The following is a 24749-nucleotide window of genomic DNA, read 5'->3' on the forward strand; positions in this document are numbered from 1 at the left end:
ACACCATGACGAAGTCTGACTACCCGACCGTCGCCGTTGTCGGTCCGGGCGCAATCGGAACGACCGTCGCCGCGGCCCTTCATGACGCTGGCCGCACGCCGGTGATCTGCGGCCGCTCGGCGCACGAGCGGTTGACGCTGCGCTTCGATGGCGGCGAGATCGTCGTGCCCGGACCCGTGCGGACCGATCCGCAAGCGGTCAAGGAAAGGTTCGATCTCGTGTTCGTTGCGGTCAAGTCCACGCAAGTGGCGAGCGCGGCACCCTGGATCCCGGCGCTATGCGATGCGAATACGGTTGTCTGCGTGCTGCAAAATGGCGTCGAGCAAACAGGCGCCTTCGCGCCATATGTGGCCGGCGCGGCGATCGTGCCGTCGGTCGTGTGGTTTCCGGCGCAACGCGAATCGGATGCGTCGGTGTGGCTGCGCGGCAAACCGCGGCTCACTGTGCCCGATACGCCGGCGAGCAACGTGGTGGTCTCGGCATTGCGCGGCACGCGATGCCCGGTCGAGGTGGCGGACGATTTCGTCTCGCTCGCGTGGCGAAAGCTTTTGCAGAACGCGGTGGCGGGACTCATGGTGCTGACGGGCCGCCGCGCCGGCATGTTCTCGCGAAGCGACATCACCGAGCTGTCGCTCGCCTACCTGCGGGAATGTCTCGAAGTCGCCCGTGCGGAGGGCGCGAAGCTGGGCGATGAAGTGCCGCGGGAGATCGTCGACGGATTCCATCGCTTTCCACCCGATTTGGGGACGTCCATTCTTGCCGACCGGCAGGGTAACCGCCCCCTCGAATGGGACTGCCGGAATGGCGTGGTGCAGCGATGCGGACGAGCTCACGGAATTCCGACGCCGATCAGCGATCTGGTCGTGCCGCTTCTCGCGGCCGCCAGCGATGGTCCCGGCTAGTAGCAAGGCGCCCGGTGGCCAAGTTCGATGTCCGCGACTATGGACGAGTTGTTGATTGAGGCGGTGACGGATAGTCTCCAGATATGGTCGTCTATTTCATAGTAGCCGCGAGCACATTTCCAATAGCTGAAATAGCGATCCTGAGTTAGTGCGCTTCGTGGATCATCGAGGCCATCTGGATGCGGCACTCGGACAGAATGGAGAGCATCTTGTAGGATCGCAGCGACGTTTGGAAAGTCGACAGTGCGATGGTCTTCAAGTATCTCGACCAGAAGATCGCTACCGTGATATATGGGCCGAACCGGCAATCGAATTAGTGTTGCCATTGCTCGTTTTTTCTGTTGATTCGGGAATCACTTCCGGTGTGCACTCGTTGTCAAGACCATGCGAAACTTGACGTCGCCCGATTTCATCCGTCGGTATGCGTCGTTGGCCTGTTCCAGCGGCATGACCTCGATCTTCGGACGAACCCCGGCGAGCACGCTAAAGGAAAGCGTCGACTCATTTTCGTACGGCGTGCCGGTGATGGAGCCGAGCATGCTGCGCTCGCCGACGACCATTTGGCCGGTCGAAACAGGCAACGGATCCTTGCCGGCGCCCAGTAATACCAACCGTCCTTGCGGTGCGAGGCCAGCCATCAGCGCCGACACGGTGCCCGGATGAGCGATCGTGGTCAAAATGGCCTGCGCGCCGCCCATGCTGCCGAGCTTGGCCACTGCATCTTCCTGCTCGGTGTCGATGTAGATGTGTGCGCCGAGCGCGAGCGCGTCATCGGCGATGTCGTTGCCTCGTCCGACAGCGACGACTCGGAACCCCATGCGGCGTGCGTACTGCAGCGCCATATGTCCCAAGCCGCCGATACCCAGGACGACGACCGTGTCGCCAGCTTCGGCACCGCACTTCTTCAGCGCGTTGAACGTGGCGATGCCGGCGCAGAGAATCGGCGCCGCTTCCTCGGCATCGAGTTCGTCCGGAATAGATACGAGCCCGGTAGCGCGTGCCAGCATCATTTCGGCATACCCACCGTCGCATGTTGCGCCGACGAAAGGTTGATTCTGGCAGAGCTGAAAGTGTCCCTTTCGGCACTGGACACATTCGTTGCAATGTCCGCCCAGGCGACCAACCCCCACGCGCTGACCCACCTTCCAGATGGAGGGAACATGCGCACCGAGCGCCACGATGCGTCCGACCACCTCGTGACCGGGCACACGCGGCGGTTGTACTTCCGTACTGGCTCCTTCGACGTCGCCGACGTCGGCGCCGCAGATGCCGCAGGCCTCTACTTCGATCAACACTTCGCCGGTGCCCGGTGTGGGTGTCGGACGTTCCACTAGTTCAAGGAAGCCGGGGCGCGTTATTTGCATCGCACGATAGACGGTTTTCATGATCGTTGCTCCTGGTGTGGTCGAAAGGTATGAAGGCATGAGCGCACCGGCAAGGCGAGACGCCGGGTGTGCGGCGTCCACCATGCTCGATCGAAGTCGGACATTCGGGCCTGGTTCGAAGCTGGCCCGCGAGCTGCGTGCTCCGTGCGGCTCAAATTCTCAGAGCTGCGCGAATCCGCCATCGACGACGATTTCGGCGCCCATCATGTAGCGCGAATCATCGCTGGCAAGGAATAGCACGGCCTGGGCAATTTCCAGCGGCTCTCCCATGCGGCCGGCCGGAATACGTAAGGACATCTGACGTTTCGTCTCAGCCAGCTGCGCGGGCGTTGCACCTTCCAGCTCAAAGATTGGCGTATCGACCGCGCCGGGGCTGACGGCATTGACCCGTATCTTGCGATCCAGCAATTCGCAGGACCACGAGCGCGCGAACGAGCGAACCGCCGCCTTCGTGGCAGCAAGCGCCGAGAAACCGCCCATGCCAACGTTGTTGAGCCATGCAGAATTGAGAATCACCGACGCCCCATCGCGCAGCACGGGTGTCACGGCTTGCATGGAGAAGAAAAGCCCCTTGACGTTGACTGCCAGCAGTTCGTCAAAGCGGGCCTCATCCGTGGTCAGCAGCGGCGTGGAGAACGCCACACCGGCATTGCCGAAGAAGACATCGAGCCCGTCGTCGCCAAAGGCGTCCGCGACCTGTCGAGCCATCCGCTTCATGTCCTCGCTGTTGCGCACGTCGGCCTGGATGGTCGTGATCGCACCGCCCAGCTTGGCGCGCGCGCGCTTCAGCCGTGCCTCGTCGCGACCGGTGATCGCAACCTGCGCGCCCTCGCGCACGAACAACTCGGCGGTAGCCAGACCGATGCCGCTGGTTGCGCCGGTAATCAAGGCGGTTTTACCCTTTAATCTCATGGTCAATTCGTTGATATGAGGTGGTTGTCAGGAGAACGTCCTAATCATTCGATTGGATCACCAGTTTTTCGCTTTCCATTTCGAGCGTGGTGCTGACATCCGAGCCGCGGACGAGCGTCAAATCGACGGGGCACCGGTCGGCATTGCCAGGAGTTTCTGCCGCTGCTCGTCGTCGAGCGGCCCCTCGAGCGAGATCGTCCGAGCGAACAGGTCGGCGGGCGTCTGATCGGGGCGCTTGCTATGCGTCACACGGGTAGATGCACGCACGAGCGGAATGCCTTTTCGGCGCGCGTACATGCGCATGGTCATGACCGTACATGCGGCGAGCGCGGCACAGACGAACTCGTAAGGCGATAGTCCGCTTGCCATCCCGCCAACGGACTCCGGTTCGTCGGCCAGGAACTGATGCTTTCCGCTGCGCATGGCCAACTGAAACAGCCCCTTGCCTGTTTCCTCGGCCAATACGCCGTCTCCCTCGGAAATATCGGGTATATCGGCGGCTGCCGCGGGCAGGTAGCGTACGGCCCAAGCCGCGACCACCGACGCGACGTAGTCCGAATCCGGCCGACGAGTCAGCAGATGGTCGGCGTCGTCGAGCGACACGAAGCTCTTCGGATGGTGCGCGGCGACAAAGATTCGCGTTGCATGCTGAATGTCCACAATGCGATCACCGGGCGCATGCATCACAAGCAAGGGCTTGTGCATGCGTGCAATGCGATCCTCCAGCTTTTGTTGGCGCGCATCGTCGAGAAACGACTTCCGGAACGTGAACGGGCGTCCCGCAAGCAGAACCTCGGCTTCACCGTCAGCTTCGATTTGCGCGAGCGAATCGCTCCCGAACAGCCCGAGAACGTGTTCGACGCTCGAAGGGGCGCCGATCGTTGCGACAGCCTGCACCGAGGGCATATCGGCCGCGGCGGCCAAAGCGGCCGCTCCGCCGAGGCTATGACCGATCAGCAGGGAAGGCGCGCGGCCTGAGGCGGTCATGGCGCGGCCGGCCGCTACGAGATCATCGACATCTGCCGCGAAAGTGGAGTTTGCGAACTCGCCTTCGCTACCGCCCAAACCAGCGAAATCGAAACGAAGCACGCCGATTCCGCTCAACGCAAGGGCTCGGGCAATGCGTGCCGCAGCGACGCTGTCCTTACCGCACGTGAAGCAGTGAGCGAAAATCGCCCAACCGCGGGGCGTGGTCTGTGGGCTTTCGAGCCGGCCGGACAGAAGGGTTCCGTGCGCGCCGTGAAAATCGAAACGTTGCTCCGCCATGATCATCTCCTCAGTGAGACGCGGTCGTCAAAGAAGTGTTTGCTGTCGCGATGCGTGAAACGAGCGCCTGCACACCTAACCCGGCTGCCTCCACCGCGCCGGCCAGATAGCCGGGAAAGTGGGGTGACCATTCGCTGGCGATACCGGTCAGGCGCCCGCTCCATGGACCTGAAGAAACCGTCGCGACAGGGGCGGCGGCATGCGCGTTCGCAGCAACGAGGTCTGCGGACGTGGCCGTATAGGGTTCCTGTGCCCAGTCCTTGATGAATTCCGCGCGGGGCGTGGCTGCCGCCGGGCCGAACAGGCGCACAAACTGCGCACGGCTATGCATGCACAGCACTTCGTCGGATACGTTCTGGCGAACCTGGGCGGGCACGCCGAAGAAGCCGAACAGTGCCGCGCTGCCGCCAGGCATCGAGGCGTCGTGAATTTCTCCCAACGGCCCGCGCGCGCTGCGGGCTTCGCCGGAGAGTCCCTGATCGCGCCAGAACGGGGTATCGTAGATCGCGATGTACTTTGCGTGGGGAGCCATCCAGGTCGCCGTAGCGCGCCATTGCCGGGCCAGCATGGGGGGAAGCTCCGGCTCGAACGCGATGGTGTTCTCGGCGAGGCGGGGCGGCAGCGCGAGCAATACCTGTGTGACGCGCCACGTCGTGACGCCGCCGGAAGCATCTTCACTATCCAGCTCGACATCCCCGTCCACGATGCGCATGCGGTTCACCGACTGGCCGGTGAAAACCCGCTGGGGATCCAGCGCCCGGCGTAGGCGATCCACTAGCGAGCTCATGCCGCCGATCACGCGCATCGAGGCCGGCGAGTTGACGTAGCCGCGCATGCGCATCGGTGGCTCATCAGGTGAGCGCTCCACCATCATGTCGCCCGTTTCGAACTGTTCGAACTGTTCCAGGCCCAACGCGTCGACGAGGAGTCGCAGCTCATGCTGATACTCGGGCCAAAACCATGTGGGCCCAAGGTCGAAGCGGTCGATCGCGTCCGCAGTGAAATTGGCGTCGGGTGAGGCCTGTCCCGGGCCTGCGACGGAGACGATCCGGCCGCCGAGCGTATCGCGTGCTTCCAACAGCACGTAGTCCCGGATGCCCTGGCGCTCGAGCAACGAGGCGGCATAAAGGCCGCTCAATCCTGCGCCGATGATGGCAATGCGAGCTGTTTGCATGGCTATACTTCCGCTCCGATGGCGACCGGAAGACCAGTCTTGAGATAAACAGTGGCTCCCTGAGAAGCAGCAACGACGTGGAGGGAGTCCTCGGCGGGAAGGCGGATCCAGCTGCCGCTACCGTAAATTTCGCCCTCTGCCACCACGGCACCCGTCAGGACGAGTAGTTCGGCACCGTCTCCCTGCGCCGTGACGAGAGCATCGTTCGGCGCCACGCGGTGCAAGCAGACTTGTTCGGTCTCGCCGGCAAACAGTGGACAGACCTCGCGGCCGTTCTGCCTGCGCCAAGCGGCGGGATCACGGGTGTCCACGCGGACACGGCGCGCCTCATGTAACGGCATCTGACGTAGCTTGACGAAGATAGTGGCGCCGTCACGACTCGAGGGCTGATGACAGGAGCCGGGCGGATTACGGAGATACCAACCGGCCGGATAGTGGCCGCCTTCGTCAGAGAAAGTGCCTGAGAGCACGAGGATTTCCTCGCCGGCTGGGTGCTGATGTCGCGGGAAATGTGAACCTGGGGCGTAACGTACGATACTCGTTGCTCGCGCTTTCTCTGCGCCCACACGATCCAGCATGACGCGTTCGACGCCCCCTTGGGGCGACGCGACCCATTGGTATTCATGTGGCGTGACGATCGCGCGGCGCGAGAAATCGGCGTTGATTAGCATGGATTCTTCCAGACATCGGATCGAAAAATGTGGGCTGGCCGTCTCATCGTCGAGCGGCCAGCTCATTTTCGTACGGCTTACTTGTTGGGCAATTGCTGATAGGTCTCGATGACGCGTGCCGAATAGGTCAGCGCAGCACCTGCGTTGAGGGCGATCGCAACGCCGAGCGCCTCGGAGATCTCCTCCAGCGACGCACCGGCCTCGACGGCCTTCTTGGTGTGAACAGAAATACAGCCGTCGCAACGCGTGGTCACGGCCACGGCCAGCGCGATCAGCTCGTGCATCTTCGCTTCCAGATGGCCGGTCTTCGCGGCGGCGTTGTCGATTGTCATCAGACCGCGCACGACCTCGGGGCTCTGCTTGGCATAATCGCCCACGCGCTCGAGCAGGTCGTCACGGTAGGAATTCCAGTCTTGCATCATGGCTTTTGCTCCTGTTGAGAATTGAGACGCCGGGTGTCAGCATGGCCCGGCGACATGGAATTACACCGTCTGGTAAATGCGCACATCGGGTGCGGCATCCAGCAGCGGTTTGAGGGCGCCCACGACGTCGGCGTTGAACAACTCGCTTTGCAGATAAGCGCTCGCATGCGCTTCGGTATCGAAGCCGTGCAGCACCTGGACATCGTCGTCACGCACCAACAGTTCCTTGGATTTCGCACCCTCGATGGTCTCGAGGAACGGCGCCTTGTATTTCTGATAAATACCGGCAGCTGCAGCGCGATTGCCTTGGGCGACCTTCAGCGTAATTTGCAGATAGACCATTTGCAGTTCTCCTTGATAAGTGGAAGTTAATGCGAACCTGCGCGGCGCTCGTGTGCGCCGTACTTCAATTGCGGCCGGCCATCACGCCGCCGTCGACATCCCAGATCGCGCCGGTGACCCAGCTCGCCTTGTCCGAGAGCAGGAAAGCGACGACTTCCGCGACGTCTTGCGGCGTACCAACGCGGCCGATCGGATGGAACGTGTTGAACCCTTGCAGTGCGGTGTGGACTTCGGCCTTCGGGATGAAGCCCTCGTAGATGGGGGTCTGCACGACCGCCGGCGACACGGCATTGACACGGATGTGCTTGGGCGCGAGTTCCATCGCGAGGTGCTGTGTCAGCGAGTGCAGACCGGCCTTCGCCATCGAATAGGCGGACGACGGCGTGGCTGCGATGGCCTGCTTTGCCCACATCGAACCGATGTTGACGATGGCGCCCGGCTTCCCGTTGGCGACCAGGTTGGCGGCGACCTTCTGCGTGATGAAGTAGAACGCCTTGTTCAGCTTCATGTATTGGTCATAATCCGCGCCGGTATGCTCGAGGAAAGGCTTGGGGAAGAACACACCCGCGGCATTGACCAGCAGATCGATGTCGGCGTGCTGTTCGTCGATGGTTTTGAGCAGCGTCGCTACGCCGTCGTCGCTGGACAGGTCTGCGGTCACTGCCCATACTTTGCCGAGCTTGGCCAGTTCCGCTCGCGCTTCTTCCGTTTTCTCCGGACGATTGCCGACGATTACTGCGCTGCCACCTTCGGCCAGCACCATGCGCGCCGACTGCATGCCCATGCCGCTGGTACCGCCGACGACCAGCAGTTTCTTGCCCTTGAATTGGTTGCTCATCTCGAAACCTCTGTTGTATACCCGCCGATGGGCAGGTGTTGGACTAGAAGAAAAACTCGCACGGCGCGGGTGGCTCGCTACTTCGATGCCCCGCCGGTGCGGCAGACTGCGACTGTCCGGGCTTCCGCCAACCCGCCATCGGCACCAATGCGAACGGATAAAAGGGTGCTGCTTTTTCCCGTATTTGCATTGCGACCACGTCGCGGGCGGAAGCCACTGACCGTCGACATGGGCATAATTCTTTGCCTGTTTGCATCCGCCGACAAACGAGATAAAGTGTCCGACGTTGAAAGAAAAACTTTGTCTCCATGAAATCTCCCGTCCATCTCAACGCATTACGGGCCTTTGAAGCCAGCGCTCGCCATCAGAGCTTCTCTGCGGCTGCGGTGGAACTGAACGTCACACCGGCAGCGGTCGGGCAATTGGTGCGCACACTCGAGGATTGGTTGGGCACGCCGTTGTTCCTTCGAAGCACCAGCGGGCGAGCGAGGCTCGTCCCGACGGAGATGGCCGCGCGCGCGTTGCCGGATATCAGGGCGGGTTTCGACCGCCTGACGCTGGGTTTGGAGCGGTTGCAGGAGATCTCGACCAGCGGTGTGCTCACCGTGACGGTCAGCCCGGCCTTTGCCGCCAAGTGGCTGTTACCCCGCATCGATCGGTTCCAGGCCGCATGGCCCGACACGGACGTGCGCCTGGATACGAACCATAAGTCAGTCGATTTCGTGGCCCAGCGGATCGATATCGGTGTGCGCTATGGGATGGGAAGCTGGTCGGGCCTCAAGGCGGACAAGCTGATGGACGAGGAGGTTTATCCGGTCTGCTCACCGGAATTGCTGCGGCAGCGTTGGCGTCTGCGCAAACCGGCAGACATCGTGCGCGAGACCTTGATCCACGACTTGTCGATGGACGGCCACGCAGGCTTTCCGACCTGGGAGGTATGGATGAAGAAAGCCGGTGTGACGAACGCGCCTCCCACGCGCGGCATGCAGATCAACAATTCCGCCGCGGTGCTCCAGGCTGCGATCGAGGGACACGGCATTGCGCTCGCACGCAGCGTCATGGCGCGGGATGATCTCGCGAGCGGACGATTGGTTCGATTATTCCCGGATGTCAGCGTTGCATCCGAGTTGGCCTACTACGTCGTTTATCGGCCGGAGTGCGCCAGCTTGCCGAGATTGGTCGCCTTTCGTGACTGGTTGCTCGCCGAGGCGACGCAGCATGACGGAACAAGTCCCTGATCGAAAGAGCCAGCACTTACCTGCGTCCACATCCTTCCATCGGCGCATACCGTGGCGGCGGGTTTATTGTTTGGGCGATCGGCGATTACAGCTTTCCACCGAAAATCCGAAAAACCGTAACCACGGAGCAGCGGCACAAATCACGAGGCGCATAAAACGGTCGCGCCTGAATGCCAATTACCTCGCGGTCGCCGGAAACCGACATCTCAGTTTGGAGCGCAGCGTTCTTGTATGCGCGCGCAATCGTCGAGTGTTTTTGGTTTTAACCAATCCAAACTGAACTTAATGAAACGAAGATCCGGATAATTCCATATTCCTGCCTCCAACGCCAATGAGGCTCAGTTGCGGCGCGATCCGCGGGGATAATGTTAAATATAGATTCAATCGCGATCTTTTCATAAAGAATTAAAAAAGCAACGCCGATTACTTATCTGTCAGGATTTACAGGTTTATTTGAGTAACCATTCTGTGTAAATTTCAAATCGCGGGACAACTTGATGGGTCAAGTTTTCATACGCATCGTCAACTGCTCGACGATTGAGGATCGTTTTGAAAAGTCCGCGCAATGGCCGACCCATTTATTTCAATTGGAGATACTATGTCACGCGTTACCGATGTGCTCGTTTCGATCGATACCGAAACAATTCTCCAGAAGTATCCGAACCCCAGCCGGGATCCGAAAAATCCGACGCTGATCGACTGGAAGCACGTGTACATGGTCACGAACCAGGACAACGTGGTCTCCGGGCAGGCGGGCGGCGAACTGGATCTGAAAGCGCAAGTCGGCGACCTGATCCGCTGGCGCGAAACGAGTCTGTCGCTGGGCTTCGAAAAGCAGGTGGTCTTCTATGGCTTCATCGCCAATCAGGGCAAGGACCTGATCTCGACGCCGACGCCGCGCAAGGCCACCGCATCGATCCCGATTCCGAACCCGAGTTCGCCGTCGACGCCGACCTGCCAAAAAGTCGACAACTACTACTGGTCGTCGGAAACGCTGTCCGAAGGGCGCGTTACCTACCACTTCTACTTCCAGATCATCGACCGCAATTGCCAGTCGCTGGGATGCTATCAATGGGATCCGTTCATCTCGATCCATAACTGATCGCGGCACGCGGGTGGCCGCATGGCGGTCGCCCGTGTCAATGTCTTGTCCCGGAGGAAGCGCCCATGTCTGGACTTCGTTGCGATGTGCTCGCGATCGTCGACGCAGCCACGTTGCTGTCGGCTTACCCCGAGGCAAGCCGGAACGCGGACAAGCCGACTGTGATCGACGGCCGGCACATTTACGTTGTGAGCCCCGGCGATACCGGAGCGCTCGGCCACAACGACAGCCGGCTCTTTGCCGGCCTGCAGCCAGGCGACCAGCTCAATCTGCGCGAAACGGCGCTGGCGCTGCGTGCCGAGCTGAGTGTCCTGTTCATCCGGTTCACAGTGAAAGACGCCGGCATCGTCGCGCCGATCGTCCCGGAGGTGCGCGACGGAGCGGTGCCGGTGCCGAATGCCGACGATCTGCTCAATCCGGAGTGCCGCCCACAGCAAGACCACTATTGGCGCAGCGACGTGCTGGCTTCGGGCGCCACGTCGTGTACGGCTGATTTCGCCGTACTTGACCGCGACGGTGCCGTTTCGGGTTATTACCGCTGGGAGACGTCGATCGAGATCGGCGGCGGCAAGCAGGCTGCCACGCGGCCCGACCCCAACTAGCCGGATTTCGAGCCGTCGCCTCACCGCGGCGGCAATTTCCATCTGCCGCCCGATACCGACGTCAGCTCGCTCGGAGATCGGAGATCGGCGCAGCACTCCCATGCCCGCAAGATGCTGACATCGTCGCCCGGATCATCGACAATCCGGCGTGTGCGCCGCGCCACCCGCGCGCGCCAAGCCGCCCGAGAGACGCTTCCATGTCCGGACTATCCATCCGATCCGCCAGCCTCGCCGATGCGCAGGCGATCGCCGATTTTCACGTCAACGTCTGGCGCCATACCTATCGCGATCTCGCGCCGGCGCAAGCGCATGCCGTCCTCGACGCGCACTATCGCGGCCGGAAATGGCGGGAGAAGCTGGCGTCGAACGATGGCGACCAACTGGTGCTCGTCGCGGAAATCGACGGCACGATCGTCGGAATCGGCGCGGCCGGCGCACCGTCGGAGCCGATCTTCGGCGGCCGTGGCGAGATCAAGTTCCTGTATGTCGACCCCGGGTTCAAGCGTCGCGGCATCGGCCGCACGCTGCTCGCCCGGCTCGCCACGCATTTGCAGACGATGCGGTATCGGGGTGCGGCGTTGAGTGTCGTCAAGGGAAACGATGCCGCGATCGCCTTTTACGCGTCGCTGGACGGCCGGTTGGCGGGCGAGTATGTCGATCCGGGGCCGATCTGGCGATCGCACAACATCGTGATGGTATGGGACGACCTGGCGAGCCTCGCTACCTGAATCCGCCCGCTGCCGCGCGCCCGCGCGTCACGCGAGGCAGGCGCGCAACCACGTCGTGAACGCGGTCACGAGCGGCGAATCGGCCAGCTCGTGACGCGTGACCAGATAGTACGCATGACGCGACGGCACCGCCGCACTGAACGGCCGCACGAGCGTGCCGTCGATCAGATCGTCGCGCACGGAGAGGCTGTCGCCGAGCGCGACGCCTTGCCCGTGCACCGCGGCTTCGACGCCGATGTGCGCGTTGCCGATTTCCAGAATGCGGATGCCCGGCAGCTTGTCCGCGTTCGCTTCCGCCAACCAGCGCATCCACGAGCCCGCGTGCTCGCAGAACAGCGTACGCCCCGCGAGATCCTGCACCTTGCGGATGGCATCCGGCCCGTTCATCAACGCCGGGCTCACGACCGGGAACAGCGCCGGATGCGCGAGCAGCTCGACGCGCCGGTTTCGCCAGTTGCCTTCCCCGTAGCGAATGCACACGTCGACGTCGGGCGAGTAGGTCTCGCGATCGTCGTTCGACGGAATCACTTTCAGGTGGATCCCCGGATAGCGCTCGAGAAAATCGCCGATGTGCCGGGCGAGCCAGCGCGACGTCAGCGACAGCGGCGTCGACACGACGAGATCGCCTGCGGCCGCCGGCGAATCGAGCCTGACGGTGGCGTTCGCGATCATGTCGAACGCGGCGCCGACCGGTTCCAGCAACGCCTCGCCTTCGGGCGTGAGCTTCACGCGGGCTTTTGATCTGACGAATAAGGCGACGCCGAGCGTGCTCTCGAGAATCCGGATCTGATGGCTGACCGCGCTCGCGGTCACGTGCAGTTCGTCGGCGGCGGCCGACACGGTGCCGCACCGGGCGGCAGCCTCGAACGCGCGAAGCGGGTTCAGCGGGGGCAGGCGGTTGCGCATCGGCGGGCGCGTCGCAGGCGACGGTGCTGAGAAAAATTTCATTAAAGCGGATTCAATTTCTCGCTACAACAAAAAAAATTGAATGCCTACAGTAGGGGCAATCCAACCGAGTCGAGGTCGACCGCAATGAGCCTTACCGAACCGATCGAGCGCCTGTGGGGCGGCCGCTTTGAGTCGAAACCGTCCGACGCGCTGCAGAACCTGTCGCGCTCCGATCCGAGTTTCTTCCGTCTCGTGCCGTACGACCTCGCGGGCTCCCGCGCGCATGCGCGCGAGTTGAATCGCGCCGGCATCGTGAATGACGACGAGCTCGCGCAGCTGCTGGCCGCCATGGACGGCATCGCGCGCGACCACGCGGCCGGTGCGATCGCGCCGTCGCTCGCCGACGAGGACGTGCACACCTTTCTCGAACGCGTGCTCACGCAGCGGCTGCCGGCTCTGGGCGGCAAGCTGCGCGCCGGGCGCTCGCGCAACGACCAGGCGGCGAACGACCTGCGCCTGTACCTGCGCGACAAGGCGCGCCAGCTCGTGCGCGGCGTGCTCGACGTGCAGGATGCGTTGATCGGCCAGGCGAGCCGGCACGTCGACACGGTAACCGCCGGATTCACCCACCTGCAGCCCGCGCAGCCGATCGTGTTCGGTCATCAGTTGCTCGCGCACGCGCAGTCGCTGTATCGCGACGTCGACCGCCTCGTCGACTGGGATCGCCGTACCGCGCGTTCGCCGCTCGGCGCGGCCGCGCTCGCGGGCTCGGCGATCTGCGTGCGGCCGGAGCTGTCCGCGCGGGAACTCGGTTACGACGCGCCGTGCGAGAACTCGATCGACGCGGTGGCCGCGCGCGATCACGTCGCCGAATTCGTGTTCGTCACGAGCATGCTGGCCGTGAACCTGTCCCGGCTGTCGGAAGAAGTGATCCTGTGGACGTCACGGCAATTCCGCTGGGTGGAACTCGACGATGCGTATGCGACCGGCAGCTCGATCATGCCGCAGAAGAAGAACCCGGACATCGCGGAACTCGCGCGCGGCAAGGCGGGGCGCCTGATCGGCAACCTGACGGGCCTGCTCGCGACGCTGAAGTCGCTGCCGCTCGCGTACAACCGCGATCTCGCGGAAGACAAGATCGCGGCGTTCGATTCGATCGACACGCTCGAACTCGTACTGCCCGCGATGGCGGGAATGATCCGCACGATGCGCGTGAACGTCGACGAGATGCGTCGCCAGGCGCCGCTCGGCTTCACGCTCGCGACCGAGGTGGCGGACTGGCTCGCGCTGACGGGCGTGCCGTTCAGCGAGGCGCACGAGATCACCGGCACGCTCGTGCGCGCGTGCGAGCGGGACGGCATCGAACTGGCCGACGCGAGCGCGGAACAGTTGCAGGCCGTCGACACGCGCCTCGCGCCCGCGGTGCGCGCGCATCTGACGCTCGACGCGGCCGTCGCCGCGCGCGGCGGTGCGGGCGGAACGTCACCCGCGCGCGTGCGCGAGCAGATCGATCGCCTGAGCGACGCGATCGAACGTCAGTCCGCGTGGGCGGCCGACTACCGGGGGCCGTCATGCTGAGCGCATCCGAATCGGGCCATCTCGATGACACGCCGGAGCCGGCCACCCGCGCCGCGGACGATATCGCCGGGTTCGTGCGCGTGCGCCGGCGCTACTGGGGCCGCTATGTCGCGTCGATCGCGATCATTGCCGCGCTTGCGTATGTGGCGGTCGCGTTCGCGCGCGGACAGATCGAATGGCGCGTCGTCGGCCAGTTCCTGACCGCACGCTCGATCCTGACGGGGCTCGGCAACACGATCGTGATGACCGTCCTCGCGATGACGCTCGGCGTCGTGCTCGGAGTCGTCACCGCGGTGATGCGGCTCTCGTCGAACCCGGTGCTCGGCGCGATCGCGCAGGGTTACATCTGGTTGTTCCGCGGCACGCCGGTGATCCTGCAACTGCTGCTGTGGTTCAACCTCGCGCTGGTGTTTCCGACGCTCGGCATCCCGGGTATCGCCGAATACCGGACCGTCGACGTGATGACGCCGTTCCTCGCGGCGGTGCTCGGGCTCGGCATCAATCAGGGGGCCTATACGTCGGAAGTCGTGCGGGCGGGGCTGCTGTCGGTCGACACGGGCCAGTACGAGGCCGCGAAATCGATCGGCATGGCGCGCCTGCAGGCGCTGCGCCGGATCATCCTGCCGCAGGCGATGCGCGTGATCGTGCCGCCGATCGGCAACGAGCTGATCGGCATGGTCAAGCTGACGTCGCTCGCGAGCGTCGTGCAGTACGCGGAGATGCTGCACAACGCGCAGAACATCTATTACGCGAACGCCCGCGTGATCGAGCTGCTGATCGTCGCGGGCATCTGGTATCTCGCGGTTGTCACCGTGCTGTCGCTCGCGCAGGCCCGCGTCGAGCGGCGTTTCGCGCGCGGCGCGGGCCGGGCGGCGGGCCGCACATGAACGACACGACCCTCAACCCTCGGGAGAACGTCATGACGAACGCGGTCGTTCGCGCGGTCGACGTACGCAAGTCGTACGGCGATTTCCAGGCGCTGCACGGCATCACGCTCGACGTCGAGCCGGGCGAAGTGCTGTGCATCATCGGGCCGTCGGGCTCGGGCAAGAGCACGTTCCTGCGCTGCATCAACCAGCTCGAGACGATCAGCGCGGGTGCGCTGTGGGTCAACGGTGAACTGGCCGGCTACCGCCGCGCCGGCGACCGGCTCCACGAACTGTCGGAGCGCCAGATCGCGCGTCAGCGGCTCGCGACGAGCATGGTGTTCCAGCGCTTCAACCTGTTTCCGCACAAGACCGCGCTCGAGAACGTGATCGAAGGCCCGGTGCAGGTGCTCAAGCGCCGGCGCCCGCAAGCGGAGGAGGAAGCGCGCGCGCTGCTCGCGCGCGTCGGGCTCGCGCACAAATGCGACGCGTTTCCGGTCGAGCTGTCCGGCGGCCAGCAGCAGCGCGTCGCGATTGCGCGGGCGCTCGCGATGCATCCGCAACTGATCCTGTTCGACGAACCGACGTCGGCGCTCGACCCCGAACTGGTCGGCGAAGTGCTGGCCGTGATGCGCGACCTCGCGAAGAGCGGGATGACGATGATCGTCGTCACGCACGAGCTCGGGTTCGCGCGCGAGGTGGCCGACCGCGTGGTGTTCATGGACGGCGGCCGCATCGTCGAGAGCGGGCCGCCCGACCAGGTGCTGTCCGCGCCGACACATGCGCGCACGCGCGAGTTCATCTCCGCCGTGATTGCATGACCGGGCCGGGCGCCCCGTTTTGCAGCGCCCAACGATCGAGCCGTCGACGCGCGCGGCATCGTCCCCATTCCTTCACCATGACAAGGCGACACATGAAAGCATCCGTCCTGACCCGCACGCTGGCCGCCGTCGCATTCGGCGCACTCGCGCTTCATGCATCGTTCGCCGCCGCGCAATCCGCCAGCGCGAAACGCACGCTGAACGTCGCGATCGTGCCGAACTATCCGCCGTTCGAATACAAGGATCCGGCGACCGACAAGCTCGCGGGCTTCGACGTCGATCTCGGCGAGGCGCTCGCCGCGAAGATGGGCGCGAAGCTGAACTGGGTCGAAACGAGCTTCGACCAGATGATGAGCGCGGTCGCGACGCAGCGCGTCGACATGATCCTGTCCGGCATGACCGACCTGCCGACGCGCCGCGATGCGGTGACGTTCGTCGACTACATCGAGACCGGCCCGCAGTTCTATACGCTGAAGACGCGCGCGGGCGAGTTCGCGCAGATGGGCGCGCTGTGCGGCAAGCGCGTCGGCTCGAGCCGACGCACGTCGTTCCCCGACAACACCACCGCGTGGAGCGCCGAGAACTGCGTGAAGGCCGGCAAGCCGGCGATCATCGTCGTCGGTACCGACGGCTCGTCGGACGCGCGGATGCAGTTGCGCCAGAACCGCATCGACGCGGCCGTGCAGGGCGGCGAGACGCTGCCGTACCAGAACAGCCTCGAGCAGAACGCGTATGCACCCGTTGGCAAGCCGTTCCTGTCGCAATACACGGGCATCGGCGTCGCGAAGAGCAATACCGCGCTGAGCGGCGCGCTGACGACGGCGCTCAACCAGCTGATCGCGGACGGCTCGTATCAGAAGCTGCTCGCGAAGTGGGGGCTCCAGGAGCATGCGGTCGCGAAGGCGATGGTTAACGGCACCCACTGAGCGAGCGATGACGGACCTGCCTCCCCGCTGGCCGGACGCGAAGCGCGCGTGCGTCGCGCTCGCGTTCGATCTCGACGGCCCGACCGGCGACGCGATGCTGAACGGGTCGATCTGGCGCAACCCCGCATATTTCACGCTCGGCAGCTACGGGCCGTGGCGCGCGCTCGGACGGCTGCTCGACATGCTTGCGTCGTTCGGCCTGCCCGCGACGTTCTTCGTGCCCGCGTGGGTCGCGCGGACCTGGCCCGACCATTGCGCGGTCATCGTCGAGCGCGGCCACGAGATCGGCTATCACGGTGATCGGCACGAAGCGTTTTGGACGCTCGAGCCCGGCCGGCAGCGCGAGATCATGGCGGAGTCGGCGGACGTCTTCGCGCGCACGCTCGGGGTGCGGCCGGTCGGGTTCCGCACGCCGTCCGGCGACTGGAGCGACGCGACGGTCGCGGTGCTGCGCGAAGCGGGCGTGCGCTATTCGAGCTCGATGCGTGGCGACGACCGTCCGTACCTGCTGCCCGGCGCGGACGGCGAACCGCCGCTCGTCGAGATTCCCGGACGCTGGGAGACCGACGATTACGCGTCGCTTGCGTATCACCGCAACCCCGACTATCCGGCCGGGCTCGACCGGATCGCCGGCTACGAGGCGACGCTCGACAACTGGACGCGCGAATTCGACGGGATATACCGCGAAGGGTTGTGCCTGACGACGCTGCTTCATCCGAAGGTCTGCGGCAAGCCGGGGCGCATCGCGCTGCTGGAGGCGTGGCTCGGCCACATGTGCGCGCAGGACGGCGTCTGGTTCGCGCGCTGCCGCGACGTGGCCGACTGGTGGCTCGCGCAGCACGCGCATGGCGCGCAACCCACGCACCGGAGCGACATGTGAACACACCTTGTGCGTGGCCGGGCGGCGCGCGATGCGCGGTCGCGATCACGGTCGACTTCAACGACATTCATGGCATCCAGACACGCGAGCCGCGCATCGTCGGCCGGGAAAAATCGTTGTCGGTGTGGCGCTACGGCGCGACGCGCGGCGTCGACCGGCTGCTCGCGGCGTTCGACGAATTCAGCGTACCGACGAGCTGGTTCGTGCCGGGCCGCGTCGCGCAGACGCAAGGCGGCGCCGTGCGGGCGATCGCCGCCGCCGGGCACGAGCTCGGGGTGAGCGGTTTTCTCTGCGAGGATTTCGACGCACTGCCGCTTGCCGCGCAGATCGACGCGTGCTGCGCCGGGCGGGCGGCGCTCGCGGACGCAACCGGACGCCGCGCGGAAGGCTTTCGCTCGTTCACCGGTAACTGGGCCGACGGCTTTGCGGACTTTCTCGTGGCGGAAGGCTTCACGTGGTCGTCGTCGTGGCGCGGCGACGATTTGCCGTACCGGCATCCGCGCGCCGACGCAGGCGCGGCCGACCCGCGGCTCGTCGAGCTGCCGCTGCACTACGAACTCGAGGACGAGCCGTACTTCGAGTTCAACCTGTCGCCACCGGTGCCGGCCGGTCAGCCGCGCATCGCCGCGTACCGTGACGTGCTCGACAACTGGCGGCGCGATGTCGACGGGTTTCGGCGCTTCGGGCTGTGCTGCGTGCTGCGCCTGCATCCGGAGATCATCGGCACGGCAGGGCGGATCGAACTGCTGCGTGCATTGCTCGCGCACCTGCGCGATGCGGGCGACGTCTGGTTTGCGACCGGGCGCGATGTTGCGCGCTGGTGGCGCGCGCAGGTTCGCGACAATGAGCCGAACCATCCGGTCGACGTGTTTGCACGCTGCGTGGCAGACGCGTCGGCGCGATGACGATGGATACCGAAACGCGCGCCACGCGGCTCGCGACGTTTGTCGCGCAAACCCCTGCCGCCGCCGTGCCTGACGATGTCGTCGCCAAGGCCACGCGTCATGTGCTTGATACGTTCGGTGCCGCACTGGCTGGCACCTCGGCCGTCGAGACGCGCAGTGCACGGGCGCTCACAGGCGCTGTCGTGCGCGACGGCGCGTCGCTGTGGGGCACGCAGTGCATGGCAAGCGCGCGCGACGCCGCGTTCGTCAACGGGATCGCCGCACACGCGCTCGAGCTCGACGATGCCGGCGGCTGCGATCATTCGGGTGCCGTCGTGCTGCCGGCCGTGCTCGCCGCGTTGTCATGCGCGCAGCGCCCCGTGACCGGCCGGGAATGCGTGACGGCAATCGTGCTCGGCTACGACGTCGGCCGGCGCGTGCTGGAAGCCGCCGGCGGCTACTCGGCTCACAACGGTGCCGGCTGGCACTCGACGCTCAGTTGCGGCGTGTTCGGCGCGGCGGCCGCGAGCGCACGCGTGCTCGGACTCGACGCCGCGCGCACGCGCGACGCGCTCGGCCATGCGGCAAGTTTCTCCGGTGGTCTATGGGGCTTCATCCACGACGGCTCGCAGACGAAGCGGCTGCATGCCGGCCGGGCCGCGGAGGGCGGCGTGCTCGCGGCGCTGCTGGCACGCGAAGGTGTGACGGGTCCGGCCAGGGTGTTCGACGACGTGTGGGGTGGCTTCTTCAACACGTTCGCCGCGCAGTCGCATGCGCCCGACGCACTGACCGACGGCCTCGGCGCGCAGTGGAAACTGATGCGCTGCTCGATCAAGCCGCACGCGTCGTGCCGCAGCGCGCATGCGGCAATTGATGCGGCGCTGCAGCTTGCGGACGGTCACACGTTCGAGGCCGGCGAGATCGAGCGGGTGGTCGTGCGGGCGAGCGCGTTCGTGGCCCGGATGTGCGGCGGGCGCGACCTGTCGACGCTGTCGTCGGCGCAGATGAGCCTGCCGTACGCGGTGGCGGCGGCACTTGCGTACGGCGACACGGGGATCGACGTTTATCGCGACGACAGGCGGACGGATTCGCGCGTCACGGCGTTGCTCGCGCGTATCGCGATCGAGGTCGATCCGGCGCTGGGCGACCTCGACGAGCCGACTGTGAGCGTGCATCGCGCGGACGGGCGGCGGGACTCGCGTCACGTACCGATCGCGCTCGGCGATCCTCGCAATCCGTTGTCAGATGCGGCGCTGCTGGCGAAGTATCGTGCGCTGGCGGGCATGGCGCTCGAGCATGCGCAGGTCGATGCGTTGAGCGGCGCGTGCCTGTCGCTGGAACGGTTGGCGGACGCGCGGGTGCTGAACGCGCTGCTCGCTGGGGATGCGCGCTAAACGCGCTCGCGAGTGTCCATGAAACGCTGGCCGGTCCAGTTCGCCTTCGACGCAAGCGTGTAAGCGAACGCACCGGCAACGGGGAAGATCGGCGTGAATCGATATGCGGTGAGCGCTCCATCGATGTTGAGCACAGTGGTGTTCGTGAACGTAGCGTGGATCAGCCGATCTGCCTGACACAGCAGGCAACCACCCGCCGGGGCGACACCGCGCGTTTTTTGGGGATTCGGCCGGATACCCGGAGCGTGGCGGGCCCGCGACAGCCCGGGTAATGTTTCCCGTGCAGGTGTTATATTGCGCGCGCATGCGCCCCGACCGATGAGCCAAGAGACGTAGTACCCGCGGACCGGTGCGCCAGAGAACGACAACAGAAACGGGTCCGTCGCGCCATCGGTCCAGCCTCTCCGTGACCAGTGCCAGGCCGACGGGTCGATGCATCGAGGGGATCAACATGAACCGGGTCTATCGGCTGGTCTGGAACCGCACCTTGCGCGCCCCGCAAGTGGTATCCGAACGCACACGCGCGTCGCACGGCGGGATCGACGCCAGCCATGGCGCCACGCCGGCGCGCCGCTGCGCGTCCATCGTTTCCATCGGCGTGTCGCTCGGTCTGGCCGGCACGGCCCTCCCAGGCTGGGCCGCCACGTGCACTGCCAGCACCATCGCGAATTGCAGCGCCCCCGGCGGCAACGGTATCCCGGACCGAAGCGGCAATGGCGGCAGCGGTAATGGCGGTGGCGGTGGTTCCTCTGCGTTGGGCGGAGGAACCACCACGATTCAGGTTCCTGGCGGGCCCACGTCGGGTGGGACCGGCGGTACCGGTGCCACGAACGACAGTGGCCAAGGCGGCCCCGGAGGGGCGCCCGACGTGGTGATCGCCGGCGATGCCGTGGTCAACGGGAACGCTCAGGGAGGCGCAGGCCAGGGCTTCGATGGATTCAATTTCGCGGGCGGCGGCGGCGGCGGTGGCGCGGGCGTGTATTCGACCGGCACCAGCGTGACCGTCAACGACGGCGTGACGGTGCAGGGCGGCACAGGCGGAAATGGCGGCGCGGGCACATCGGGGCCTGCCTCCAACGGCGGCGGGGGTGGAGGCGGGGGCGGTGCGCTGGTGATCGTGACGCCTGCGGCCGACGTGACGAACCACGGCACGCTCATTGGCGGAAATGGCGGCAACGGGGGAGGTGGCGGAAACCCGGGAGGAGGCGGCGGTGGCGGCGACGGGCTGCTGACCGTGGGACCGGGTTCGCAGGTGACCAACCTTGGGACGATCGTCGGTGGTATGGGCGGTGCCGCTGGCGGTGGCGGAAGCACGGCCGGTGCCAGCGGCGCGGGCGTCAACCTGGCTGGTGGGTTCACCGTGCTGTCCAACGTCGGCACGATCACGGGCGGTGCCGGCAACGGAGGGGCCGCGGGAGCGGGTGTCATCGCCAATGGCGGCGATGTCATCGTCAACGGCGGCACGATTGCGGGCGGCTTGTTCGCGGACGGCGTGACGCGCGCGGCAGCCATCCGTTTCAACGGAGCGAACGATACGCTGCAGTTGGTCGGCGGGTCCAACATCATCGGTGACCTCGATGTGGCGGCGGGTGCGTCGGCCACCATCACCGCGGGCACGCCGGGGCTTGCGCTGTCCAACAACATCACGCTCGGCGATGCCGCATCCCGCGTGACCTTGAACTCAAACACGACGGATCTCGCGGTATCAGGCGTCATATCGGGGACGGGCAACGTGGCCGTGAGCGGCAGCCACACGATCACGCTGACGGGTGACAGCACCTATACCGGCGGCACCACGATCAGCGCCGGCACGCTGCAGATCGGCAATGGCGGAGCCACCGGCTCCGTCGTCGGCGACATCGTCAACAACGGCACGCTGGCTTTCAATCGCAGCGACACGGTGTCGTATGGCGGCACCATCAGCGGGACGGGCAGCCTCGTGCAGGCGGGTACCGGCACGCTGGCGATAGCCGGCGCCGCCGGCTATGCGGGGAGCACCACCGTCAACGCCGGCACGCTCGCGCTGATCGGCGCGGGCAGCATTGCCGCTTCCAGCGGGCTCGTCAACAACGGCACGTTCGATATCTCGGGGACTACCTCCGGGGCCACGATCAATGCGATCACTGGCACGGGCACGGTCGCGCTGGGCGATCGGACACTGACGCTGGCCAATGCGGCCGGCACGTTCGCCGGAACCATCGGCGGTACGGGTGCGGTGACCGTCGGCGGCGGTACGCAAACGCTGTCGGGGGTGAACACCTACACGGGCGTCACTACCGTCAATGCCGGCACGCTGGCGTTGACTGGCGCCGGCAGCATCGCCGCTTCCAGCGGGGTCGTCAACAACGGTACGTTCGATATCTCGGGGACTACCTCCGGGGCCACGATCAATGCGATCACTGGCACGGGCGCGGTTGCGCTGGGCGGCCGGACGCTGACACTGGCCAATGCGGCCGGCACGTTCGATGGCGCCATTGGCGGCACTGGCGGGCTCACCGTTGCGGGCGGCACGCAGACGCTGTCGGGGACCAACGGCTTTACCGGCGCAACGTCGATCAGCGCTGGCACGCTCGCGCTGTCAGGCGCCGGCAGCATTGCCGCTTCCAGCGGGGTCATCAACAACGGCACGCTCGATATCTCGGGGACCACCTCCGGCGCAACGGTCAACGCACTGACCGGCACGGGCACGGTTGCGCTGGGCGGTCGCACGTTGACTCTGGCCAATGCGTCCGGCACGTTCAGTGGCGCCATTGGCGGCACGGGCGGGCTCACCGTGGCGGGCGGCACGCAGACACTGTCGGGCGCCAACGGCTATACCGGCACAACGTCGATCAGCGCCGGCACGCTCGCGCTGTCAGGCGCCGGCAGCATTGCGACCTCCAGCGGCGTCGTCAACAACGGCACGTTCGACATTTCCGGGACGACCTCCGGCGCAACGGTCAACGCGCTGACGGGGACGGGCACGGTTGCGCTGGGCGGCCGCACGCTGACGCTGGCCAATGCGGCCGGCACGTTCAGTGGTGCCATCGGCGGTACCGGCGGGCTCACCGTGGCGGGTGGCACGCAAACGCTGTCCGGCGTGAACACCTATACCGGGGCGACGATGGTCAACGCGGGCACGCTCGCGTTGTCGGGTGCCGGCCGGCTTGCCTCTTCCGCGTCAGTCACGCTGGCCGGCGCAACGGCCGCGCTCGACCTGTCCGCCGGCGGCAGCCAGACGGTCGCGCATCTCTCCGGCGTGGCAGGCAGCCGCGTGGTGCTCGGCGGCAATGCGCTCACGCTGTCTGATGACTCGTCGCAAACATTCGGCGGCAGCCTCGGCGGTACCGGCGGTTTGGTCAAACAAGGCGCGGGCACGCTGACGCTGAACGGTGTCAGCAGCGCGTTCTCCGGGACGACGACGGTGGCTGGCGGCACGTTGGCCGTGGGCGACGCGGCCAATGCCGGTGCGGTGTTGGGCGGCAATGTCCTGGTGAACGCGCTTGGCACGTTGCGCGGCCATGGCACGGTATCGGGCGACGTCAGCAGCAGTGGCGTGGTCGCGCCGGGCGGCTCCATCGGAACGCTGTCCGTGGGCGGCAACTATACCCAGGCGGCGGGCGGCACCCTGTCGATCGAGGTCAGCCCGACGGAGGCATCGCAACTGCGCGTGGGCGGTGCCGCGACGCTCAACGGCTCATTGGCCGTGCTGTTCGATCCCGGCACCTATACCGCACGCCGCTACACCGTGCTGAGCGCCGCCAACGGCGTGACGGGCCGCTTCGCGAACGTCGGCACCACCACGGCCGGCGCGAATCTCGGCGCGTTGCAGTCATCGGTGGACTACGGTGCCAATGGAGTCGACTTGCTGCTCGCCGATGCCACCGGGCCCACGCCGGCCGGCCCGACCGTAATTGCGCCGACCAAGACCTCCATCTACACGGCGCTCGGCACGGCAGCATTGCTTCAGGCGCAGGGCGCGAGTTCGACGCTGCTCGGCCGTCTGGCGGACCCGCGGGACAACGCGGCAGGTTCCCGCAACGTGTGGGCCGTTGCCAGCGGTTCCAGCACCAAGGTGGGCGGCACGGGCGGCGCGCCCGGCTTCCTCACCCACGCATACGGGTTCCTGGCGGGCGCGGGCGGGCGGCTCGGCGATGCCACGGTCGGTGCGGCCGGCGGCTACACGCACACCACGCTGGGTGAAGACACGACAGGTGCATCGGGTGCCATCGATACGCTGCGTGTCGCCCTGTATGGCGCGCAGCCCGTGGGTGCCGTCAACCTGTCGGCCACGGTCGGGTATGGGCTCGATTTCCTGTCGCAGAAGCGGCCGTTCGGCAGCGCGGGTACCGCAGAAGGCGATCATCTCGGCCACGAGTTCACCGCCGCGACGCAGGCCAGCCTGCCCATGGACGCCGGCGGCCTTCGGATCGCGCCGCACATCGGGCTCCGGTATGCGTACGTGCGCGGCAGCGGCTTCGGCGAGAGCGGCGCCAACGGCCAGAACCTGCACGTCGGCCCCGACAGCGCGAGGAGCCTCCAGCCTTACGTGGGTGTCTCGCTCGACAAGGCCTTCGGCGATGCCCTGCGCCCCGTCAACGTACAGCTTCGCCTGGCCTATGCGCACGAGGTACTGGGAGCCGGCCGCGTCGTCCAGGTGCAGAGCCAGGACGGGACCGTGTTCGCCGCGCCAGGCACCGATCTGCCGCGTTCATTCCTGACCACGGGCGCCGGCGTCACCCTTCAGGCCGCCAAGGCGACCACGGTATCGCTCGGGCTGGATGCGACGATTGACACGAGCCATGTGTCGGCGCAGTCGGCATATGTGCGAGTCAATCACAGGTTCTGACTGCATGGGCGTGGATTTTGCCGTTTGGGCTGCCCTTCGGCCCGGCGCATGCACACCAGCACCCGCACTGGCAGGTTCCGCCGGTTCGGGTGCACCGGCGAC

The 24749-nt window shown here is 65.7% G+C and carries 22 protein-coding genes; 13 read left to right on the forward strand and 9 right to left on the reverse strand.

Annotation, left to right across the window (positions count from 1 at the left end; all coding sequences use genetic code 11):
* Positions 1 to 5: 5 nt before the first annotated feature.
* Positions 6 to 902, forward strand: coding sequence for an oxidoreductase (locus tag FFI87_RS31220; protein ID WP_138850386.1), 897 nt, complete (start codon positions 6 to 8; stop codon positions 900 to 902).
* A 353-nt stretch (positions 903 to 1255) separates the two neighbouring features.
* Here the strand turns inward: FFI87_RS31220 and FFI87_RS31230 are convergent, their stop codons facing one another.
* The 8 genes from FFI87_RS31230 to FFI87_RS31265 form a co-directional block, all read right to left on the reverse strand.
* Positions 1256 to 2287 carry an alcohol dehydrogenase gene (locus tag FFI87_RS31230; protein WP_012372473.1) on the reverse strand — a complete coding sequence of 344 codons (1032 nt, stop codon included), beginning with the start codon at positions 2285 to 2287 and terminating at the stop codon, positions 1256 to 1258.
* 159 nt (positions 2288 to 2446) lie between these two features.
* On the reverse strand, positions 2447 to 3199 hold the full coding sequence (locus FFI87_RS31235) for an SDR family oxidoreductase (RefSeq protein ID WP_105787954.1): 753 nt from the start codon (positions 3197 to 3199) through the stop codon (positions 2447 to 2449).
* A 117-nt stretch (positions 3200 to 3316) separates the two neighbouring features.
* Positions 3317 to 4465 carry a bifunctional alpha/beta hydrolase/OsmC family protein gene (locus FFI87_RS31240; RefSeq protein ID WP_261378670.1) on the reverse strand — a complete coding sequence of 383 codons (1149 nt, stop codon included), beginning with the start codon at positions 4463 to 4465 and terminating at the stop codon, positions 3317 to 3319.
* Between the two features lie 10 nt (positions 4466 to 4475).
* Positions 4476 to 5639 (reverse strand): flavin monoamine oxidase family protein, encoded by a 1164-nt coding sequence (locus FFI87_RS31245; protein WP_186381777.1) that lies wholly within the window; start codon positions 5637 to 5639, stop codon positions 4476 to 4478.
* A gap of 2 nt (positions 5640 to 5641) precedes the next feature.
* Complete coding sequence (locus FFI87_RS31250; RefSeq protein ID WP_105823352.1) at positions 5642 to 6310, reverse strand: cupin domain-containing protein; 669 nt, start codon at positions 6308 to 6310, stop codon at positions 5642 to 5644.
* A 77-nt stretch (positions 6311 to 6387) separates the two neighbouring features.
* Positions 6388 to 6732 carry a carboxymuconolactone decarboxylase family protein gene (locus FFI87_RS31255; RefSeq protein ID WP_105834166.1) on the reverse strand — a complete coding sequence of 115 codons (345 nt, stop codon included), beginning with the start codon at positions 6730 to 6732 and terminating at the stop codon, positions 6388 to 6390.
* 60 nt (positions 6733 to 6792) lie between these two features.
* Positions 6793 to 7074: a hypothetical protein gene (locus tag FFI87_RS31260; RefSeq protein WP_012372478.1), complete on the reverse strand. Its 282-nt coding sequence runs from the start codon at positions 7072 to 7074 to the stop codon at positions 6793 to 6795.
* A gap of 64 nt (positions 7075 to 7138) precedes the next feature.
* The gene (locus FFI87_RS31265; RefSeq protein ID WP_138850389.1) at positions 7139 to 7912 is read right to left on the reverse strand and encodes an SDR family NAD(P)-dependent oxidoreductase; all 774 of its coding nucleotides are present in this window, start codon (positions 7910 to 7912) and stop codon (positions 7139 to 7141) included.
* Between the two features lie 308 nt (positions 7913 to 8220).
* Between FFI87_RS31265 and gcvA the strand changes: the two genes are divergently transcribed.
* From gcvA to FFI87_RS31285, 4 genes are all read left to right on the forward strand, one after another.
* The gene (gcvA, locus tag FFI87_RS31270) at positions 8221 to 9150 is read left to right on the forward strand and encodes a transcriptional regulator GcvA (protein WP_138850390.1); all 930 of its coding nucleotides are present in this window, start codon (positions 8221 to 8223) and stop codon (positions 9148 to 9150) included.
* 598 nt (positions 9151 to 9748) lie between these two features.
* Positions 9749 to 10252, forward strand: coding sequence for an inclusion body family protein (locus tag FFI87_RS31275; protein ID WP_126224699.1), 504 nt, complete (start codon positions 9749 to 9751; stop codon positions 10250 to 10252).
* A 65-nt stretch (positions 10253 to 10317) separates the two neighbouring features.
* Positions 10318 to 10854, forward strand: a complete 537-nt coding sequence (locus FFI87_RS31280; protein ID WP_138850391.1) for an AidA/PixA family protein — start codon at positions 10318 to 10320, stop codon at positions 10852 to 10854.
* Between the two features lie 197 nt (positions 10855 to 11051).
* Positions 11052 to 11582: a GNAT family N-acetyltransferase gene (locus FFI87_RS31285; protein WP_012372485.1), complete on the forward strand. Its 531-nt coding sequence runs from the start codon at positions 11052 to 11054 to the stop codon at positions 11580 to 11582.
* 27 nt (positions 11583 to 11609) lie between these two features.
* Here FFI87_RS31285 and FFI87_RS31290 read toward each other — a convergent pair whose 3' ends face one another.
* Complete coding sequence (locus FFI87_RS31290) at positions 11610 to 12488, reverse strand: LysR substrate-binding domain-containing protein (protein ID WP_105788001.1); 879 nt, start codon at positions 12486 to 12488, stop codon at positions 11610 to 11612.
* 126 nt (positions 12489 to 12614) lie between these two features.
* On the opposite strand from FFI87_RS31290, the gene argH reads away from it, so the two are divergent.
* From argH to FFI87_RS31335, 8 genes are all read left to right on the forward strand, one after another.
* On the forward strand, positions 12615 to 14048 hold the full coding sequence (gene argH, locus FFI87_RS31295; RefSeq protein WP_138850392.1) for an argininosuccinate lyase: 1434 nt from the start codon (positions 12615 to 12617) through the stop codon (positions 14046 to 14048).
* On the forward strand, positions 14042 to 14935 hold the full coding sequence (locus FFI87_RS31300; protein WP_012372488.1) for an amino acid ABC transporter permease: 894 nt from the start codon (positions 14042 to 14044) through the stop codon (positions 14933 to 14935). The genes argH and FFI87_RS31300 overlap by 7 nt, the downstream gene beginning before the upstream one ends.
* Positions 14932 to 15735, forward strand: coding sequence for an amino acid ABC transporter ATP-binding protein (locus FFI87_RS31305; protein WP_012372489.1), 804 nt, complete (start codon positions 14932 to 14934; stop codon positions 15733 to 15735). The genes FFI87_RS31300 and FFI87_RS31305 overlap by 4 nt, the downstream gene beginning before the upstream one ends.
* Before the next feature lie 92 nt (positions 15736 to 15827).
* Positions 15828 to 16661 (forward strand): ABC transporter substrate-binding protein, encoded by an 834-nt coding sequence (locus FFI87_RS31310; RefSeq protein ID WP_012372490.1) that lies wholly within the window; start codon positions 15828 to 15830, stop codon positions 16659 to 16661.
* A gap of 7 nt (positions 16662 to 16668) precedes the next feature.
* Positions 16669 to 17541 carry a polysaccharide deacetylase family protein gene (locus tag FFI87_RS31315; RefSeq protein WP_138850393.1) on the forward strand — a complete coding sequence of 291 codons (873 nt, stop codon included), beginning with the start codon at positions 16669 to 16671 and terminating at the stop codon, positions 17539 to 17541.
* The gene (locus tag FFI87_RS31320; RefSeq protein ID WP_138850394.1) at positions 17538 to 18446 is read left to right on the forward strand and encodes a polysaccharide deacetylase family protein; all 909 of its coding nucleotides are present in this window, start codon (positions 17538 to 17540) and stop codon (positions 18444 to 18446) included. The genes FFI87_RS31315 and FFI87_RS31320 overlap by 4 nt, the downstream gene beginning before the upstream one ends.
* On the forward strand, positions 18443 to 19819 hold the full coding sequence (locus tag FFI87_RS31325) for an MmgE/PrpD family protein (protein WP_138850395.1): 1377 nt from the start codon (positions 18443 to 18445) through the stop codon (positions 19817 to 19819). The genes FFI87_RS31320 and FFI87_RS31325 overlap by 4 nt, the downstream gene beginning before the upstream one ends.
* A 451-nt stretch (positions 19820 to 20270) precedes the next feature.
* Positions 20271 to 24647, forward strand: coding sequence for an autotransporter domain-containing protein (locus FFI87_RS31335; protein WP_138850397.1), 4377 nt, complete (start codon positions 20271 to 20273; stop codon positions 24645 to 24647).
* Positions 24648 to 24749 lie beyond the last annotated feature (102 nt).

This window comes from Burkholderia sp. KBS0801 (genome assembly GCF_005937855.2).
GTDB lineage: Bacteria > Pseudomonadota > Gammaproteobacteria > Burkholderiales > Burkholderiaceae > Burkholderia > Burkholderia ambifaria.